This window comes from Paraburkholderia graminis, from assembly GCF_003330785.1.
Taxonomy (GTDB): domain Bacteria; phylum Pseudomonadota; class Gammaproteobacteria; order Burkholderiales; family Burkholderiaceae; genus Paraburkholderia; species Paraburkholderia graminis.
In genome coordinates this window covers 1052342-1071293 of record NZ_CP024935.1, presented here as the reverse complement: position 1 = coordinate 1071293, position 18952 = coordinate 1052342, and the positions used below count along the sequence as shown (strand labels likewise).

The following is an 18952-nucleotide window of genomic DNA, read 5'->3' as shown; positions in this document are numbered from 1 at the left end:
GCCGCGTCCATCGCGCCGGACCAGAAGCGACCGCGCCACTCAATCGGACAGTGTGCTCATGAAAATATCGTTGCCGCCGCCTGGGCGGCCCAATCGCGTTTATCCGCCTGGCGCACCAGGCCTGCACGGCCTTGCCTCGGTGATCACGGGCGTCGTGGTGGTGTGCGCGCTTTACTTCGGCCGCGCGGTGCTGATCCCGATCACGCTCTCCGTGCTGCTCAGCTTTCTGCTCGCGCCGCTCGTGCAGATGCTGCGGCGTCTGCGCATGGGACAGTTGCCGTCCATCTTCATTGCGGTGCTGTTCGCGCTCGCCGCGCTGCTCGCTATCGGCGCGCTGATCGGCGCGCAGCTCGTGCAATTGGCCGGCGACTTGCCGCAGTATCAGGTGGCGATCGAGCAGAAGATCGAAACCGTGCAGGAGAAAACGATCGGCCGCGCCGATTCGCTGATGAGCCGCGCCGCGGCCACGCTGCAACGCGTCGCGCCCTCGAAGCCGCCGCCGCCGCGTCCGACCGGCCGCGCGGCGCGCAATGCGCCCGCGGTGCCTACGCCGGTCGAAGTGCACGAGCCGTCGCCCACGCCGATGCAGCTCGCGCAGCGCGCGTTGTCGCCGGCCATCGCGCCAATCGAAACCACGTTCATCGTGCTGGTGGTGACCATTTTTATTCTGCTGCAACGCGAGGATTTGCGTGACCGTTTGATCAGTCTGTTCGGCTCGCGCGACCTGCATCGCACGACGACCGCGATCAACGACGCCGCCGTGCGCCTGAGCCGCTACTTCGTCGCGCAACTCGGCGTGAACCTGAGCGCGGGCGGCGTGATTGCAATCGGTCTCGCGATTATCGGCGTGCCGGGCGCGCTGCTGTTCGGCGTGATCGCGGCGCTGCTGCGCTTCGTGCCGTATATCGGCATCTGGATCGCGGCGATTCTCGCGGTGTTTCTCGCCGCCGCGATTCAGCCGCAATGGACGATGGCGGTGTACACGCTGATACTGTTCATCGTCGTGGATGTGGTGGCCGGGCAGATCGCGGAGCCGCTGCTGTATGGCCACCGTTCGGGGCTCTCGCCGCTGGCGGTCGTGGTCGCGGCGATTTTCTGGAGCTGGCTGTGGGGGCCGATCGGCCTCGTGCTGTCCACGCCGCTCACGCTGTGCGTGGTGACGCTCGGGCGTTACGCCGACCGTCTCAACTTTCTCACGGTGCTGCTCGGCGATCAGCCGGCGCTCACGCCCGCGCAGAACTTCTATCAGCGGCTGCTCGCCGACGATCCGCACGAAGCGATCGTGCAGGCGGAGCGTCTGTTGCGCGAAATGTCGCTGATCGACTACTACGACAAGGTCGCGCTCGAAGGGCTCAAGCTCGCGCGCAACGACGCGATGCGCGGCGTGTTGATGCCCGACCAGTTGGCGAGCGTCAATGAAGCGCTGGTGGACATCGTGGAAAACCTCGAGATCGCGGACGGTTTGCCGGACCGCCTCGCGCGTCCGGAACCGGGCGACGCGGCCGCGCTGCACGCGGCGTCATCGGCGGATCTGTCGGAGCGGCACGAGCAGACCCGCGAGCATTCGTCCGAACATCACGACGACGAAAAGACCGCCGTGCTATGCGTGCCGGGACGCGGCGCGTTCGACGAAGTGACGACCGCCATCGCCGTGCAACTGCTCGGGCGCGTCGGCTTCGCGCCGATCATGGCGACGCACTCGGGCTATCGCAGCGCGCGCGCCGACGAACCGAGCTACAAAAATGCGCCGATCATCTGCATCGTCACGCTCGACGCGCCCGATTCGCCGCCGTATCTGCGCAACATGCTGCGGCGCACGCGCGAATGGCGGCCGCGCGCGACGCTCGTGGTCGGCGTGGGCGGCAGCGCGGAAAACGGGCACGACATCGGCATGGGCTCGACTGCCGCGGCGCATTCGGCGCCCACCTTCCGCGCGATGATCGAGGAATGCCAGGTCGCCGCGTGGGCGTTGCAGGCGGGCCGGCATTCGCATGTCGCCGGTGGGGCGGATTGATCGTGGTCGATCCAACCCCCGCATAAAAGCACCCCGCGCCTGTACCCAAAATGAGGACAGGCGCGCACAAGCTCTCCTCCATACTTCGCTCATCGCTTTTTCATTTCGCGCCACTTCTAAAAGAACCGAACACCCCAGCGGCCGCGAATGCAGCGAACATCGAGGAGACCCGCATGAGCCGCAGCTTCAAACCCTATCCATTTTCGCCGCGCCGTTACGAGGGCGCGGTGCCTCCACTCGTCGACGGACGCGATCCCGTGCGACGGTCCGTTGCGATTGTCGGCGGCGGGCCGGTCGGCATGACGCTCGCGCTGGCGCTCGCCCGCCAGGGCGTGCGCTCCGTTCTGATCGAAGCCGACGACAGCGTATGCACCGGCAGCCGCGCCATTTGCATCTCGCGGCGTAGCCTCGAAATACTCAAGCGCCTCGGCGCCGTTGAAGGCTTCTTGCAAAAAGGTCTGCCGTGGACGGGCGGCCGCAGCTTCTATCGCGATACCGAGGTGTTCCGCTTTTCGATGCATCAGGACGACGAGCAATCGCTGCCGCCGATGATCAACATCGCGCAGTATCAGATCGAACAGTTCCTGCTCGACGAACTGGAGCGGCGCGCGGACCTGATCGAGATTCGCTGGCAAACGCGTGTTACCGCAATCGGGCAACGCGCTGCGTCGGACGCTTCGCGCGGCGCCACGCTCGATCTGCAGACCGGCGACACCGCGTGGCAAATGGAAGCCGACTGGGTCGTCGCGTGCGATGGCGGACGCAGCACGATACGCGAGGCGCTCGGACTCAAACTGACCGGCACGACGTACGAAGGCCGCTACGTGATCGTCGATATCGAACTGCACAGCGATCGCGCGACCGAGCGGCTCGCCTATTTCGATCCGCCGTCCAATCCCGGCTCGACCGTTCTCGTGCACAAGCAGCCGGACAACGTGTGGCGCATCGACTACCAGCTACGCGACGACGAAGACCCGCAGGCGGCCGTCGAACCCGGCAACGTGATGCCGCGCGTGCAAAGCGTGCTGGACGCGATGGGCGAAACAGGCGAATGGTCGCCGATCTGGATCACCGTCTACAAGGCCAACGCGCTGACGCTCGAACGTTATCGCCACGGCTCGGTGCTGTTCGCGGGCGACGCGGCGCATCTGGTGCCGATCTTCGGCGTGCGCGGCGCGAACTCGGGTATCGACGACGCCGACAATCTCGGCTGGAAACTCGGCTGCGTGGTGAACGGCATCGCGTCGCCCGAGCTGCTCGATAGCTATAGCGACGAGCGCGTGTTCGCCGCACGCGAAAATTTGAGCTACGGCATGAAGAGCACCGAATTCATGGCGCCGCCGACCTTCGCGTTCGAGCTGATGAGAAGCGCCGTGCTCGGACTCGCCGAACGTCATGCCGCCGTGCGTCCGCTGATCAATCCGCGGCAAACGCATCCGATTGCTTATGGGCAATCGCCGCTCAATCGCGTGGCGGCTGAAGCAACGGAGAACCCGTTCACCAATGGCGCGGCGCCAGGCAGTGTGCTGCCGGAGTGCCGCCTCAAGTCCATTCGCGATGGCAAGCTGCTCGACATGCACCTCACCGATCTGCTTGCGCCCTGCTTCACCGCGCTGCGCTTTTCCGCCGATGCATCGCAAGAGAGCGCGTGGCGGGACATGCAAGAGGACCTGGCAAGCCGCGCGATTCCGTTCAACGCAATCACCGTGGTTCATGCAAGCGACGAGGCCAACGCTAACGGCACAACCGCAATCGATCACACCGGCCGTCTGCATCAAATGCTCGATGCCGCAAAGGGCACTGTCTATCTGATCCGCCCCGACGGCCATGTGCTCGCGCGCTGGCGCGAAGGCAGCGCGGCCGCCACGCAGCGCGCGCTGATGGCCGCACTGAACATGGAAAACAAGGAGAGCCAGTCATGACCGATAGCGATCTCGACCGCGTCTATACGGCGCTTTGTCAAACGCTCAGCGCCGAAGGCGAAGCCGATGCTCCGCTGTATCTCGCTCGCCTCGCGCTGCTGTGCATCACCGACCTCGACGATGCACAACGGGCTGTGTCTTTGATCGAAGCGGCGCGCTTGCCAAGATCCGAAGCCGTCACGGCGACGGCTGTTTAGCTGGAATAGCCCTATAAAACAGGCATAAAAAAAGCCGCCGCGAGAAAAACACGCGGCGGCTTTCTGCTTTAACGTGGCACTGCGCTGCGTTCAATACAGACCCAGCGTGCTGGCATGCAGGCGCGCGAGACCGAGCAGCGCATCCGTATAAGGCGTCTTCACGCCGGTCAATTGCCCGAGTTCGCGGACCGCGCTCACGAGTGCATCCAGTTCGACCGCCTTGCGCGCCTGCACGTCTTGCAGCATCGACGTTTTCATCGCGCCGAGTTTCAGCGTGACCGCGTGCCGGTCCTCGGGCGCCTGGTCGATCGGAATGCCGAAACGCGCGCCGATTTCCTTCGCCTCGAGCATGATGCTCGTGACGAAGTTGCGCGCCAGTTCGTCGCCGAGAATGCGGTCGGTGGTGGCGCCCGTGATCGCGCTGATCGGGTTCATCGTCATGTTGCCCCACAGCTTGTACCAGACGTCGCGCTGAATCTGCTCCGACACCGACGCATTGAAACCCGCCGCGGCCAGCGTCTCGGCGAGCGCCTTCACGCGTTCGCTCGGACGCCCGAGAGCCTCGCCGATAATCAGCCCATTGCCTTGATGATGCCGGATCACGCCCGGCGCCTCGACGAGGCAACTCGCGTGCACCACGCAGCCCACTGTTTGCGCGCTTGGAATCGCGGCGGCGATTGCGCCGTCGGGATCGATTGACTTGAGCCGCTTGCCCACGAAGTCGCCATGCAGACCGTCGCAGAACCACCACGGCACACCGTTCATTGCGGTCAGCACGACGGTTTGCGCGCCGAGCAGCGGCGCGATGTGCGCGGCCACCGAGGCCATTGCCGGCCCTTTGACCGCGACCACGACGACATCCTGTACACCGAGCGCGACGGGGTCTTCCGCGGCTTGCACGTCGACTGTTTGCGTGCTGCCGCCTTCGATCAGCCTCAAGCCCTGCTCGCGCAACGCGGCCAGCGTCGCGCCGCGCGCCACCACGCCGACCTCGTGACCCGCCTGCGCGAGCTTCACGCCGATCCATCCGCCGATGGCGCCCGCGCCGTAAATCGCTACTTTCATCGCTTCATTCCTTGTAACTCGCATCGATGCGCTCGACGCGCCGCACGAGCGCATCGAACACGTCCTGTCCCGCGCCGTGACGGGGATCGAATTGCAACGCGTCGCGCGAGCAGCGAATCGCGACGTCTTCGGGAACCGGCCGCGCCTTGCCCATCGAAAACGTCGCCATCTGAATCTCGCATGCGCGGTTCAGCGTCCATAGAACCGCGAAAGTTTGCGGCAACGTGCGGCCCCATGCAAGCAGCCCGTGATTGCGCAGAATCACAGCCTGCCTGTCGCCGATATGTTCGACGAGCCGCGGCCCTTCCTCCGCATGCACGGTGATGCCCTCGAAGTCGTGATACGCGATGCGCTCGTGCAATTGCGCGGTGTAGAAGTTGGTCTGCTGCAAACCCTCTTCGAGACACGCGACCGCGACGCCCGCCGTGGTATGCGTGTGCATCACGCAATGCGCGCCTGGCACGCCTTCGTGAATCGCCGCATGCACGACGAAACCAGCGGGATTCACCGGATAACGCGAGCCGTCGAGCACGCGCCCTTGCGCGTCGATCTTCACCAGGTTGCTCGCCGTCACTTCGCTGTAGTGCAAGCCGAACGGATTGATGAGGAACTGGCGCTCGCCGCCGCTCACGCTCTCCGGCACACGCAACGTGATGTGGTTGTAGATCATCTCGGTCCAGCCGAGCATGTCGAAGATGCGGTAGCACGCGGCCAGTTCAACGCGTGCCTGCCATTCGTCCGCATGCATGCCGGCTTTTTGCGGCGCGCTTGCCGGTGGCATATCAAGTGTCGTCATCGACGTCTCCAGGGTTATCTGTTGGCTGTGCGCGTTGCGTGCTCGTTCGCGTTGGCTGCGCTGCCTGTCGCTATGCGCCCGCGACCACCGCGGCAATCGACGACGCCACGTACTCCGCGTTGCGCGCATTCAAACCCGCGACGCACATGCGGCCCGAGCGCAGCACATACACCGCGTGTTCGCTGCGCAGGCGCTCGACCTGGCGCTCGCTCAGGCCCGTATAGGTAAACATGCCGCGCTGCGCGACGTAACGCGCGCGCATCACTTCATCGACACGGCCGGCGAGTCCCGCGTGAATCGTGCCGCGCATCGCGAGAATGCGCTCGCGCATGGTGGCGAGTTCCGCTTCCCACGAAGCGCGCAACGACGCATCGGACAGTACGTTCGCGACGAGACGCGCGCCATGCGTCGGCGGATTGCTGTAGTTCGCGCGCACCGTGGACATCAACTGGCCAAGCACGCGGCCCGCTTCATCGGCGCTCTTGCAGACCACGCTCAATGCGCCGCAACGCTCGCCGTACAGCGAGAAATTCTTCGAAAACGAATTGGCTGCGATCAGCGGTATGTCGGCTTCCGCGAGCATACGCACGCAAGCGGCGTCTTCTTCGAGGCCCGCGCCGAAGCCCTGATAAGCCATATCGACGAACGCAATCAGCTTGCGACGCTGCAATACCGGCACGAGTTCAGCCCATTGCTCGTTGCTCAGATCGACGCCCGTCGGATTGTGGCAGCACGCATGCAGCAGCACGATGCTGCGCTCGGGCAATTCGCCGATCGTCTCGATCATATCGGCGAAACGCAGGCCGCCTGTCGCTTCGTCGTAATACGGATAGGTGTTGACGGTTAGGCCCGCGCCCTCGAACACGACGCGATGATTCTCCCAGCTCGGGTCGCTGATCCAGATTTGCGAAGCCGGGAAATAGCGCCGCAGGAAATCGGCGCCGACCTTCAGCGCGCCGGAGCCGCCAATGGTTTGCAGTGTCGCGATGCGGCCCGCCGCGCGTGCTTCGCTGCTCGCGCCGAAAACCAGCGTCTGCGCCGCTTCGCGGTAGAGCGGCAAGCCTGCCATCGGCAGATAGGAACGCGGGCCGATTGCGTCGAGCAACGCGGTTTCGGCGCGGCGCACGGCGTCCATGACGGGCAGTTTGCCGGCGTCGTCGAAATAGATACCGATGCTCAGATTGACTTTGTTCGGGCGCGGATCAAGCTGGAAGTCTTCGTTCAGGCTGAGAATCGGGTCGCCGGGATAGGCGGGAATATGGTCGAACATGGCATTTCCTTGAAGGGAGCCTGGCGTGGCGCACGCATACGTCCACAGAGGCGAGGCGGAAAGTCTAAGCGCCTTTGTGTGCTTCCGTCGATTGGGACAAGTGTCGATGAACGCGCGGCAATCTACAATCAACCGATTTTGCACGATTCGTAAGTTTTTCTTTAGAATCGCGTCATGGCACTTACTCGCGTCACCATCCGTCAATACGAGGCGTTTCTCGCCATTGTCGATCTTCACAGCATCGGCGCGGCGGCCGAACGGCTGGGACTGACTTCGTCCGCGGTGAGCCAATTGCTCGCGGAACTCGAAGCGGAACTCGGCTTTCGTCTTTTCGACAGGACCACGCGGCGCGTGAATCTCTCGAGCGCGGGTCAGGATTTCCTCGCATCGGCGGAATCGGTGCTGCGCCACGTGCGCGCCGCCGCGCAATCTGCCGACGATATTCGCAACCGCGCGGCCGGCATCGTGCGGATCGGCGCGCCGCTGGTGCTGGCGTCCACCGCGTTACCCGCGGCGATTGCCGACTACGCGCGCGACAAGCCCAAGGTCGTCGTGCGCATTTGCGATACCGTGGTGGAGCAACTGGTCGAGCGTGTGGAAAGCGCGGACGTCGATCTGGCAATCGGGCCGGACAGGCCAAGCGGTGCGCGTGTGCGCCGGGACGCGGCGTTCGCAAGTCCGTGGGTGATGTGGTGCTCGCCGTCGCATCCGCTCTCCGCGCGCAGACGTGTGCAATGGCAGCAGTTGCGCGACGTCCCTATCGTCGCGACCGGCCGCGATCACGAACGGGCCGTCGACCAGATGCTCGCCGATCTCCCCGTCGAGGCGCGCATCGTTCCCGCAGACGTGGTGGACAACGTGACCACCGCTTTCGGTATCGCATCGCGCGGCCTCGCGGTGACGCTCGCGCCGGCTTACGTGGCGCCGCTCGCACGCACTTTCGGTCTGGTGATGAAGCGGATTGTCGAACCGGAGACGATCCGCGAGGTGTGTTTGTACCGCTCGACCGAACGCGCGTTGTCGCCGCCCGCAGCGGGCTTCGCGGATTTTTTGCTGCCGTGGCTCAAGCGCTGGGATCGTGAGACGCAGGCGGATACGCGGGTGAAGCGCGGGTGAAACGCGGTTGGGGCGTGGTTGAAGCGTGGTTTAAGCGGGAAATCAGCCGCGCTGCGGCGTCACGCATAGCGCAAACAGTTGCCGCTGCCCCGAAATACCGAGCCGCGCGTAAGCGCGCTTCTGATAAGTGACGACGCTCGCGGGCTTCACGCCCATTCGTTCCGCGATTTCGACTGCGCTCGCACCTTCGAGCGTGCCGCGCAGCACGTCGAGTTCGCGCGGGGTGAGCGCCGGGCAGATTCGTCTGACGCGTGCGAGCATGGTTGCCGCCGGACTCTCTTCATGCTGCGTATGCAGCGCGTAATGCGTTTTCGCCGCCTGCGCGAAGAGCTGCGCGAGGCTTTCGACTCGCTGCAACTCGCTCGTCTCGAAGACGCCGTAAGCGCGATCGCGATACAGGTTGATCGACAGCCACACGCTTTCCATCGGTTGCACGAGCAACGACAGTCGGTCGGACACATTGGGCTGCGCGTAACACGCCGCGCGATACGCTTCGTTCCCGATCTCGTCGCTTTGCTGCTGATGCAAGACGAGCGCGTCGCGGGAGTGCGGGTTATCGACAATCGCGCGGTTGCCGTCGAGTGCATAAAAATGCGCGGCATAGCGATTCGCGACGTCGCGGAGAAAGCGCCCGCCGCGATGGTCGGCGGCGGAAATGGTGCGCGGCCGTGCGTCGAATTCATACGCGAATACGGTGCACTGCGAAACCGGCATCATGTCGCCGACCGTTCTCAGCATGCTGGCGGCGAGCGCGTCGGCGTCGCCGTGCGCAATCGACATGACCAGATCGACCGCGCGCGCGGTGCTGATCTGTTCGTTTCGGTGAGGCGGGGAAATGCGCCAGGAACGCATGATGGCTTCGGGCTCGCGCGGCATGGATGGGGTGCGTCAAGCGTAGCACAGCGCGTCGCGGCGTGCGTCGGCAGCGGTGTTCATAGCGCGTGCCGTCGCGGCAAAAGCACTGCGCGGTTCGTCGCGCGCAGTTCGTCGCGCGCAGTTCGTCCCGATCACCTCCCCGAAAACGACCCGCGTTGCAGCGTGACCATTCGCGGCAACTCGATCGTGAACACCGTGCCGCCGGTTTCGTCCGATTTCACGTCGACCGTACCGCCGTGCATCCGCGCGATTTCATGGACGATATGCAAGCCGAGACCCAGTCCCTCGCGCGAACGCGAGCCGTTGTTGTTGGGCCCGAACGCCTTGAAGAGATGCGGAAAAACCTCGGGTGGAATCACGCCGCGATTCGCCACTTTCAGACGCACGAAATCCGCCGCTTCGCCGTCCACCTCCACGTTCACGTCGCCTGCCGCGCCGTGGTGCAGCGCATTGCTGACGAGATTGGACACCGCCTGCCACACGAGATCCGTATCCCACGCGCCCGCCGTATTGCCGCGGCTCCTGAACAGGATGCGCTTGCCGTTCTCGCGCGAAGCGAATTCGTCGATCACCGACCGGCATAGCGTTGCGAGTTCGATCGAACGAGGCTGCAACGGCAGACGTCCGCCTTGCAGACGCGCGAGGTTAAGCAACTGATCGACCATCCGCGCCATGCGCAGCGAACTGTTTTTAACGCGCGCCGCGACCGTTGCGGATTGCTGATCGGCTGCCGTGCGCATGAGGTATTCCGCCGACGCAAGCACCGCGCCAAGCGGCGTGCGCAGATCGTGACTCAGCACGGCCATCAGCATCTCGTTGGCTTCGAGCATCTGACGCGTGGTGACGAGCTGCGCGGCAAGCTGGCGCTTTTGCTGTTCGAGCTGAACGAATACATCCACCTTCGATTGCAGAATGCGCGGATCGAACGGCTTGTAGAGAAAGTCCACGGCGCCCGCTTCGTAGCCGCGAAACGTGCGCGACGCATCCTGCGCGGTGGCCGTCAGGAAGATGATCGGCACATGCGATGTTCGCGGACTGCCGCGCATCAACGCCGCCAGTTCGAAGCCGTTCATGCCGGGCATGTTGACGTCGAGAATCGCGAGCGCCACCTCGTGCTTGAGCAGCAGATCGAGCGCGGCCGTGCCCGAGTCGGCCACCAGCACGGCCACATCGGGACGCGTCAGCAACGCCTTGAGCGCGGTGATGTTATGGGCGATGTCGTCGACGATAAGAATATTGACGGGTGAGTTCGACATGGCATCGGGTCAGAGAGAGGCCGGCCATGCTGCGAGCCGCCGGGCCATGGTTTCGGGAGAATAGATGTAGTCGGCCGCGCCGCGTTCAATCGCGGTGCCCGGCATCTCGGACGACATGGCGGTGGCCGGGTCCTGCACCCACGCGACGCCGCCCAACGCGCGCACGCGCTGCAAGCCGTTCACGCCGTCGTCGTTCGCACCGGAGAGCAGCAGCGCCAGCAAATGCTCGCGATACACGTCGGCCGCGGACTCGAACAGCACGTCGATGGAAGGCCGCGAGAAACGCACGGCCGCATCGGTTGAAAGTGCAACGGTCCGGTCCACTTCGACCAGCATGTGATAGCCGGGCGGCGCGACATGCACGCGGCCCGGCATGATCTGCTCGCCCGCGTCCGGTTCGATCACGGGCAACCCACAACGGTGCGCCAACGCATGCACGAGATAGCTCGGCGGGTCGGGCGGCAGATGCATGACGATCATCACAGCGGGTGCAAAGCTCGCCGGCAGCGCGGCGAGCAGCAGGTTGATGACCTCCATGCCGCCTGCCGAACCGCCGATCACGACGAGTTCGCACGCGCGCGCATCTCGTGCGTCACGCACTGCGTCGACGTCAGGTTGAGTGATTGAGCGCGGCATCACGTTGGTCTCAGCGCTTCTGGTAAATACGCTCGCCTGGACGGAATTCGTCGAAGGCTTCGTAATGACGGGAAAACCGCAAGGTCTCCTTGCTGCCGAGGCCGAGAAAACCGCGCCGTACCAGCGCGTTTTCGAATAGCCCCAACGCGCGGTCCTGCAAGCCGCGATCGAAATAGATCAGCACGTTTCGGCACGAGACGAGGTGTGCTTCGAGAAAGACTTCGTCGGTGGAAAGACTGTGGTCGGCGAACACCACGCGGCCTTTGAGCGAGCCGGCGAAACGCGCGCCGCTGTACGCCGCGTGGTAGTAGTCCGACAGCGAGCGCGTGCCGCCCGCCGCGAGATAGTTCTGCGTGAAGCCTTGAATGCGGTCCAGCGCGTAAATGCCGGCTTCGGCGCGCGCGAGCGCGTCGGGGTTGATATCGGTCGCATAGAACAGCGTGCGCTCGGTCAAGCCCTCTTCGTCGAAGAGAATCTTCAGCGACCATAACTCTTCGCCCGTGCTGCAGCCGGCGACCCACACCTTGATCGACGGATACGTGCGAAGACGCGGCAACACATGTTCACGCAGCGCGAGAAAATAGGCAGGATCGCGAAACATATCGCTGACCTGCACGGTGAGATACTGGAACAGCCGCGAAAACTGCTCGCCGTCGCGCATGATGCGGTCCTGCAATTGCGACAGCGTGCCGAGCCCGAACTCATCGAGTGCCTGCGACAGGCGGCGGCGCAGCGACGACATCGCGTAGTGGCGAAAATCGTGCTGGTACTTCAGGTAAATAGCCTCCAGCAGCAATTTCAACTCGATGTCGAAATCGCTCATGCGTTGCCGTGCGTCGAATTCTGGCTGGCTCATTCGTTCTTTCCGTGTCGCTATGCTGATCCGTTTGCGGCTAGCGCTGGCGCAGCCACACGCGGCACAGCGCAACGAGCTTGTCCACGTCGATCGGCTTGGACACGTAGTCGTCCGCGCCGGCTTCGAGGCAACGCAGACGATCGTTCGCCATGGCCTTCGCCGTCAGCGCAATGATCGGCAGATGCGCGAAACGCGGATTGCGCCGTATCTCGCCCATCGCGGTCAAGCCGTCCATCTCGGGCATCATGATGTCCATCAGGATCAGGTCCGCTTCAGGGCCGTTTTCCAACGCTTCGAGTGCTTCGCGGCCATTGCGCGCGATTTGCAGCTTCGCGCCGAGCGGCTCGATCACATGCGAAAGCGCAAAGATATTGCGCACGTCGTCTTCGGCAAGCAGGATCGTGCGCCCTTCGAATGCATTGTCGCGCTGCCGCACCGTGCGCAGCATGCGCTGCTGCTCGGGCGCAAGCGACGACTCCACGCTGTGCAGGAACAGCGTGACTTCGTCGAGCAGGCGCTCGGGCGACTTCGCACCCTTGATGATGATGGATTTCGAGTAGCGGCGTAGACGGTGCTCTTCTTCGTCCGACAGCATGCGCCCCGTGTAGACGATCACCGGCAGCGCGGCATGTTCGGCGTTTGCCGCGAGGCGTTCCAGCAAATCGTAGCCGGTGCCGTCCGGCAGCGCGAGGTCGGTCACCACGCAGTCGAACGACGACTTCTCGAGATACTGCAGCGCCTCCGACAACGTTGCAGCGGCAACGATCTCGGTGTTCTCGCTTTGCAGCAGCGCGCGGATGCTTTCGCGCATCGGCGCATCGTCTTCGATCACCAGTACGCGTTTCAGTTGCTGCTGCAAGCGTGCTTCGAGGCGGCGGATCGCGGCTTCCATCGTCGAGCGCGCGGTCGGCTTGAGCGTGTAGCCGATTGCGCCGAGATGCAGCGCCTTATCCGCGTGATCGGTCGCGGACACGATATGAATCGGAATATGACGCGTCAGCGGATCGTTCTTCAGCCACTCGAGCACGGTCAGTCCCGAACGGTCCGGCAAGCCGACGTCGAGCAATACCGCTGCGGGGCGCATGTCGCGCACGAGCGCGAGGCCGCTTGCCGCGTTGCTCGCATGCACGAAGTCGAAGTCGAGTTCGTGCACGAGATCGCGCAGGATTTCAGCAAACGCGAGATCGTCTTCGATCGCGACGATCAGACGGCCCGTGCGCGTGCGGTTGTCGCGGTCGTCGGCGATGGAAGCGATGGACGCCACGCCGCCTTCTGGTGCGCTGACGTGCGCGGCGCTGGCGCCTGCACCGTTGGCCCCATTCGCAGACGTTGCCGGCATCAATCCGTTCGCGGGCGAGATCACCGCGGGCGCTGCGTCGCTCCACGCTGCACGCGCGAGCAGCGCGTCTTGCGTGTTGCCGTTCGACGCGGTCGCACTCGCGAGCGTTTGCGCAGCCGAGTCCGCGAGCGCGCTCTCGTTGCCCGCCGTGAGCGCCGCGCGCCCATCGAGCGGCAGCCACAACGTGAACACGCTGCCCTTGCCGACTTCGCTTGCAACGGTGATGCGGCCGCCCAGCAAGCGCGCGAACTCGCGCGAAATAGACAGGCCGAGCCCGCTGCCGCCGTACTGGCGACTCGTCGATCCATCGGCCTGCTGGAACGCTTCGAAGATCATCTCGAGCTTGTCGGCCGGAATGCCGATGCCGGAATCGCGCACGTCGATACGCAGCATGTCGTCGTCCGCCGGCGCGACCGACAGCGCGACCTCGCCATGCGCCGTGAACTTGACCGCATTCGACAGCAGATTGCGCAGGATCTGCGTGACACGCTGGCCGTCGCTGACCATCGTATCCGGCACGCCCGGCAAGCGGTCGAATACGAGACTCAGGTGCTTCGCGCCCGCCAATGGCTTGAAGAGTTCTTCGAGCGATTGCAGCGTTGCGTCTATGGAAACCGTCTCCAGTTCGACGTTCACCTGTCCGGCCTCCACTTTCGAAAGATCGAGGATGTCGTTGATCAACACCAGCAAGTCGCTATTCGATGCGTGGATCGTTTCCGCGTAACGCACCTGCTCTTCGGTCAGATTACCGGTGCGGTTCTGTTGCAGCAGCTTGGCAAGAATCAGCGAACTGTTTAGCGGCGTGCGCAGTTCATGCGACATGTTCGCGAGGAACTCGGACTTGTAGCGGCTCGACTGTTCAAGACGCTCCGCGTTTGCCGCAAGATCGTCCTGCGCGCGTAGCAGGTCCGCTTTCTGCCGCTCGAGCCGGTTCGCGTATTCCTCGAGTTGCACGTTGGTCTGTTCGAGTTCCGCTTGTTGCGCCTCGAGACGCGTTTGCGATTCGAGCAGCGCGCGGCCGCGCTCTTCGAGGCCTTCATTCGACACGCGCAATTCTTCCTGCTGAACCTGCAACTCTTCGTTCAACTGTTGCGTTTCGATTAGCGCATCCTGCAAGCGCTCCCGATAAAGCGCGGCCTCGATAAAGTCGCCCATGCTGTTGCTGACGACTTCGATAAACTCCTGGTCGCGCGGCGCGAGTGGCCGAATAAAGCCCAATTCGACGACGCCGTTGACCTCGCCCTCGCTCGCAACCGGCGCGATGATGAGATTCTTCGGCGTGCTTTTTCCGGTTGCCGAGACGACCTGTATGTAGTTCTCGGGCACCTCATGCAACACGACAATGCGGCGCGAGAGCGCTGCCTCGCCGATCAGCGTGTCGGCTTCGCCCAGGTCGCGCGCGCTCGCCTGCTCGCTTTCGCGGCTAAAGCCGTAAGTTGCGATGCGGCGCAGCGTGCCTTGCCGCTTGTCGCGCACGTACAGCGCGCCGACCGCCGCGTCCAGGTATTGCGCGAGGCAATCGAGCATCGCGCGGCCGACGAGTTGCGGCGTGGCCTGCCCCACTACTCGCTCGGCAAGCAGGCGCTGCCCCGAGCGCAACCACACCTGTTTTTCCAGTACTTCCGTCTGCTCCTCCTGCTGGCGCAAAGCCTTGTCGTAGATGCCGGCCAGGTTCAGCAGTTCACGGCGGCCCAGCCACGCAAGCAGACCGTTCACGCCGATGCTAAAGAGCAGGAAGACGCTCACGAGTATTCCGGTGACGCGCCGCGACGCTTCGCTGCGCTCCTGGCGCAGGCGCAATTCGACGGCGAGAAAGTCGTCGAACTCTTTACGTATCTCGTCGAATTCCATCTTGCCGCGGCCGCTCGCCACAATACTCGCGACGTCGCGCATTCTGCGCCGTGCATCGATCATGTCTTCGGCCACGCGGTTCCAGCGCTCCTGAATCGCGGCGACCTGTTTGAGCTTTTCGACTTGCGGCGGGTTGTCGGCGACGAGTGCCTGCAATTCGTCCATTTGCGCCTTGAACTGCGGTCCGCCGTTTTCGTATTGCGCGAGAAAATGCTCGTCGCCGGTGATGAGAAAACCGCGCATCGACGATTCGCGGTCTACTGCGAGACGCAGCATCTGGTTCGCCTTGCCAATCACGCGCTCCGAATGCTCGGCCAGACTCGTGGTGGAAACAAGGTACGCAATGAGCCCGACGAACACGGCTATTGTGATCAGTCCGACTAGCAAGGGCAACGCGATGTTGCGGCGAATGATGCCGCGAAAGTAGCGTTCGTCGACAGCCTGGGATGCGGTCATTTTTTCTATATTCAACAAGGCGGATCATTGCGATCCGGAATATTTTTCAGGGCTCCGGCGAGATTCATGCGTGGCTATGCAAACGCTTAATCATACAGGACGGGTCTCGTTTTTTGCGTGCGTGAGCGCGCTCTGACTTACTTCGTGAAGACCGCAAGAAGCACGCAACTTTGCTGGACCGGCCGCGGTCAATGATGCGAACAATGCCCGCTTATTCATTCATGCGTTCCTTCTCCTGGCTCAGCCGATGACCGATAAAGCCTTCGCTTCCAACCGCCTTCGTTTGCGCAGCGCGCTCGTTGCGGCGTTCGTGCTGCATGCGTCTTTCGCGACTGCTGCTTTTGCTGCTTCTACTGCCGACGTTGCCCACACGGTGAACGGCATCACGCGCGTCGCGCTGCACGTCGAGCCGCCGTCGCAGGCATCGCCGGTTGTGCCCGTCCCGCCTTCCGAGCAATATCCCGAGCTTTATCGCGACGTCCAGCTCGCTCACCTTTTTCCGGACAGCAAGACGTTCGCCGACATGGTGCCGCTCGCGCCGCCGGAGCAGATCGCCGCCGACTACGCGAGTACGCGGCAACAGCCGGGCTTCAATCTCGGCGACTTCGTGAAGCGCAATTTCACGCTGCCTGCAAGAGCGTCGAAAAGCTATGTGTCCAATCCGAACGAGGACGTGGTGAGCCACATCGATACGCTGTGGCCGGTATTGCGCCGCGAGCCGGACTCGACCGCAAGCCGCTGGTCGTCGCTGCTGCCGCTGCCCGATGCGTACATCGTGCCGGGCGACCGCTTCGACGAAATCTATTACTGGGACTCGTACTTCATCATGCTCGGTCTGGAGGCAAGCGGCCGGCATGCGTGGGTCGTCGACGAACTGAAGAACTTCGCAACCCTGATCAATCGGTACGGCCATATTCCAAACGGCAACCGCACTTACTATCTGAGCCGCTCGCAACCGCCTTTCTTCGCGCAGATGGTGCGGCTCGTGGCCGAGAAGGACGGCGACGCTGTCTACGCCCAATACCTGCCCGAGCTGCAACGCGAATACGCGTACTGGATGAATGGCAGCGAGGGCCTCGCCGCCGGCCATGCGAACCGCCATGTCGTGCGCCTCGCGGACGGCACGCTGCTCAACCGTTACTGGGACGAGCGCGCGGCGCCACGCGACGAGTCCTATCGCGAAGACGTCGCCACGTCGCAGCAAACGCCGCAACGCAACGCGGAGGACCTGTGGCGCAATCTGCGCGCGGGCGGCGAAACGGGCTGGGACTTCAGCTCGCGCTGGTTCGCCGACGGCAAGACGCTCGCTACCGTCGATGTCACTTCGCTTGTGCCCGTCGATCTGAACTGCCTGCTGGTCGATCTCGAACGCGCGCTTGCGAAGGCGTACCGCATGCGCGGCGACGTCACGCATGCGGAGAACATGGCGCAGCGCGCCGCGAGCCGCGCCGACACCATTCGACGCGTGCTGTGGGACCCGCAATTGCAGGCATTCGGCGACTACGACTTCGTGCATCGCACGCTCACGCACAGGCTGACCGCGGCCACGGTGTATCCGCTTTATGCGGGCGTCGCGAGCCGGCAGCAGGCGAAGGCCGTCGCGGCGACCGTGCAGCGCCAGTTGCTGCGCCCCGGCGGCCTCGCTACTGCACTGGTCGCGAGCGGCCAGCAATGGGATGCGCCAAACGGCTGGGCGCCGCTGCAATATCTCGCGGTGATCGGCCTGCGCCGTTACAGCGAACCCGCGCTCGCGCAAACCATTGCGACGCGCTGGATCAAAACCAACGTCTCTTACTATCAGCACACTGGACGGCTCGTCGAAAAATACGATGTGGAAGCGGCCTCGCCCGGCGTGTCCGCGGGTGGCGGCGAATATCCGTTGCAGGATGGATTCGGCTGGACCAACGGCGTGTTGCGCGCGTTGCTCGCGCTCTATCCGGAGGCGGTCGGCAGTTCGCGTCCGAGCGATATTGCAGCCGGTCCCGCAGGCGTATCGGAAGCGGCGGCATCCGCCGCTGCGGCGTCGAAAAACACGCATCGGCTGCAAGCGGCGCCGCGCGTGAATCCGTAACCGCGCTGCTTGCGTAACCAGTGCGGTTACGCTTGCCGTCGCTTGCCGTTTGTGCGTCACTCAGAACCGGTAGTTGATCGATATGTCCGCAACGCCATTGCCCTTGCGATGCGTGACCGGACTATTCCCCGCACTGCCGACGAGTTGCTGGAACGCGCCGTCGGCGGTAGCGAACCAGTGCTTGTCGAACAGCCACACAGCGCTGATACCGAAGCCCACCGACTTGAAGCCCGCACTCGCGTGATACTGCCGAAACTGCGAATGCGCCGCCTGTTGCTGATTCACGCCGAACCAGCTATTCATATAAGTCGAGTCCGCGAGCGTGACATTCGGGCCGGCGAACCAGAAGAATTTCTTCGTGCTGCCGGGCATCGGCATATATGCGCCGAGATCGCCGATCCACCCATTCGATCCGCCGAAATAGCGGCGCACGTCCGCGCGCAAGACCAGCGGAAAGTCTTTGGATATGACGTATTCGCCGGACAGCTTGAGCCCCGGCGCGGCATTGATATTGCCCAGACCGTTCAGTTCCTGCGGATCGTCGTGTGCGCGGCGGCCCAGGTCGTAGACCGCTGCGAGGCTCGCGCGCCAGTTCGGGCCTTGCGCGAAGTTGACCCCGAAACCTTCGCCGCTCGATAAGAAGAACAGGTCTTTATAGCGCACGTCGATGCTCGGGCCGGCCATCAGGTGATAGCGGTCCGAGCCTTCGTAGCGCGGCTGAAACGACGCTGCAGCGCCAACGCGCAATTGCCAGTCGGGGATCGTCGGCTGCCACATCTTTTGCAGCGGAATGCCCACCGAGTACTGCCATTCGCCCAATGGCGAAGGCGTTTGCGCAAACGCCGTCCCCGGAAGAGCAGCAACGCCGCCGATGGCGACGGCTACCCAGCAAATTGCCGCGATGCCTGTTTGTTTATTGCGGACCTCGTTGATCCGCTTTCTACGGCTGTTCAACACCAATGCCTCCAATCTCGCGTATCGCGAAGAGGGTTACGTTTGCTCGCTCCAAGCCCAGCGCGTCGGGCGATGAACTCGGGCGACCGCCGCGTTGCTACGCGCGGCATGTAAGTTTTTCAGCAACAGGATGCGTTGCACGGCAAAACCGGTTACTGCGCCAGGTCCCTCTACCGCAATGCACAAGGCTTACTGCTACGGTATTCGTCGGAACAGACAGAGCGAAAGTTTTGCCGACGGACCTGCTAGTGCAAGATGCGGGCCTACGACGTGGAGG

Annotated in this window: 14 protein-coding genes; 5 read left to right on the top strand and 9 right to left on the bottom strand. The window is 63.6% G+C overall.

The window, feature by feature from the left end; genetic code table 11:
- Window positions 1-58 precede the first annotated feature (58 nt).
- The 3 genes from CUJ91_RS23005 (at window position 59) to CUJ91_RS22995 (ending at window position 4133) form a co-directional block, all read left to right on the top strand.
- Window positions 59-2014 (top strand): AI-2E family transporter, encoded by a 1956-nt coding sequence (locus CUJ91_RS23005; RefSeq protein WP_006047007.1) that lies wholly within the window; start codon window positions 59-61, stop codon window positions 2012-2014.
- A gap of 173 nt (window positions 2015-2187) precedes the next feature.
- Window positions 2188-3936 (top strand): FAD-dependent oxidoreductase, encoded by a 1749-nt coding sequence (locus tag CUJ91_RS23000; protein ID WP_114157234.1) that lies wholly within the window; start codon window positions 2188-2190, stop codon window positions 3934-3936.
- Window positions 3933-4133: a hypothetical protein gene (locus CUJ91_RS22995; RefSeq protein ID WP_114157233.1), complete on the top strand. Its 201-nt coding sequence runs from the start codon at window positions 3933-3935 to the stop codon at window positions 4131-4133. The genes CUJ91_RS23000 and CUJ91_RS22995 overlap by 4 nt, the downstream gene beginning before the upstream one ends.
- A 90-nt stretch (window positions 4134-4223) precedes the next feature.
- On the opposite strand, the gene CUJ91_RS22990 is transcribed toward CUJ91_RS22995, so the two are convergent.
- The 3 genes from CUJ91_RS22990 to CUJ91_RS22980 all read right to left on the bottom strand — a co-directional run bounded on the left by CUJ91_RS22990 (window position 4224) and on the right by CUJ91_RS22980 (window position 7264).
- Window positions 4224-5198, bottom strand: a complete 975-nt coding sequence (locus tag CUJ91_RS22990) for a 2-dehydropantoate 2-reductase (protein ID WP_044020097.1) — start codon at window positions 5196-5198, stop codon at window positions 4224-4226.
- 4 nt (window positions 5199-5202) lie between these two features.
- On the bottom strand, window positions 5203-5994 hold the full coding sequence (locus CUJ91_RS22985; protein ID WP_114157232.1) for a class II aldolase/adducin family protein: 792 nt from the start codon (window positions 5992-5994) through the stop codon (window positions 5203-5205).
- 70 nt (window positions 5995-6064) lie between these two features.
- On the bottom strand, window positions 6065-7264 hold the full coding sequence (locus tag CUJ91_RS22980; protein ID WP_114157231.1) for an amino acid aminotransferase: 1200 nt from the start codon (window positions 7262-7264) through the stop codon (window positions 6065-6067).
- A gap of 174 nt (window positions 7265-7438) precedes the next feature.
- Here CUJ91_RS22980 and CUJ91_RS22975 point away from each other — a divergent pair, with 174 nt between their 5' ends.
- A complete protein-coding gene (locus CUJ91_RS22975) occupies window positions 7439-8380 on the top strand; it encodes a LysR family transcriptional regulator (RefSeq protein ID WP_029970546.1) in 942 nt (313 codons plus the stop codon).
- 42 nt (window positions 8381-8422) lie between these two features.
- Here the strand turns inward: CUJ91_RS22975 and CUJ91_RS22970 are convergent, their stop codons facing one another.
- The 5 genes from CUJ91_RS22970 to CUJ91_RS22950 all read right to left on the bottom strand — a co-directional run bounded on the left by CUJ91_RS22970 (window position 8423) and on the right by CUJ91_RS22950 (window position 15650).
- Window positions 8423-9232 (bottom strand): helix-turn-helix transcriptional regulator, encoded by an 810-nt coding sequence (locus CUJ91_RS22970; protein ID WP_114158036.1) that lies wholly within the window; start codon window positions 9230-9232, stop codon window positions 8423-8425.
- Window positions 9233-9387: 155 nt separating this feature from the next.
- Window positions 9388-10512, bottom strand: coding sequence for a hybrid sensor histidine kinase/response regulator (locus CUJ91_RS22965; RefSeq protein WP_114157230.1), 1125 nt, complete (start codon window positions 10510-10512; stop codon window positions 9388-9390).
- A gap of 9 nt (window positions 10513-10521) precedes the next feature.
- Window positions 10522-11148, bottom strand: coding sequence for a chemotaxis protein CheB (locus CUJ91_RS22960; RefSeq protein WP_114157229.1), 627 nt, complete (start codon window positions 11146-11148; stop codon window positions 10522-10524).
- 10 nt (window positions 11149-11158) lie between these two features.
- The gene (locus CUJ91_RS22955; protein ID WP_114157228.1) at window positions 11159-12004 is read right to left on the bottom strand and encodes a CheR family methyltransferase; all 846 of its coding nucleotides are present in this window, start codon (window positions 12002-12004) and stop codon (window positions 11159-11161) included.
- A 37-nt stretch (window positions 12005-12041) separates the two neighbouring features.
- A complete protein-coding gene (locus CUJ91_RS22950) occupies window positions 12042-15650 on the bottom strand; it encodes a response regulator (RefSeq protein ID WP_114157227.1) in 3609 nt (1202 codons plus the stop codon).
- 247 nt (window positions 15651-15897) lie between these two features.
- Here CUJ91_RS22950 and treF point away from each other — a divergent pair, with 247 nt between their 5' ends.
- Entirely contained in the window at window positions 15898-17721 is a 1824-nt protein-coding gene (treF, locus tag CUJ91_RS22945; RefSeq protein WP_114157226.1) for an alpha,alpha-trehalase TreF, read from the top strand.
- Window positions 17722-17781: 60 nt separating this feature from the next.
- Here treF and CUJ91_RS22940 read toward each other — a convergent pair whose 3' ends face one another.
- Entirely contained in the window at window positions 17782-18678 is an 897-nt protein-coding gene (locus CUJ91_RS22940; RefSeq protein WP_107709864.1) for a MipA/OmpV family protein, read from the bottom strand.
- Window positions 18679-18952: the final 274 nt, after the last annotated feature.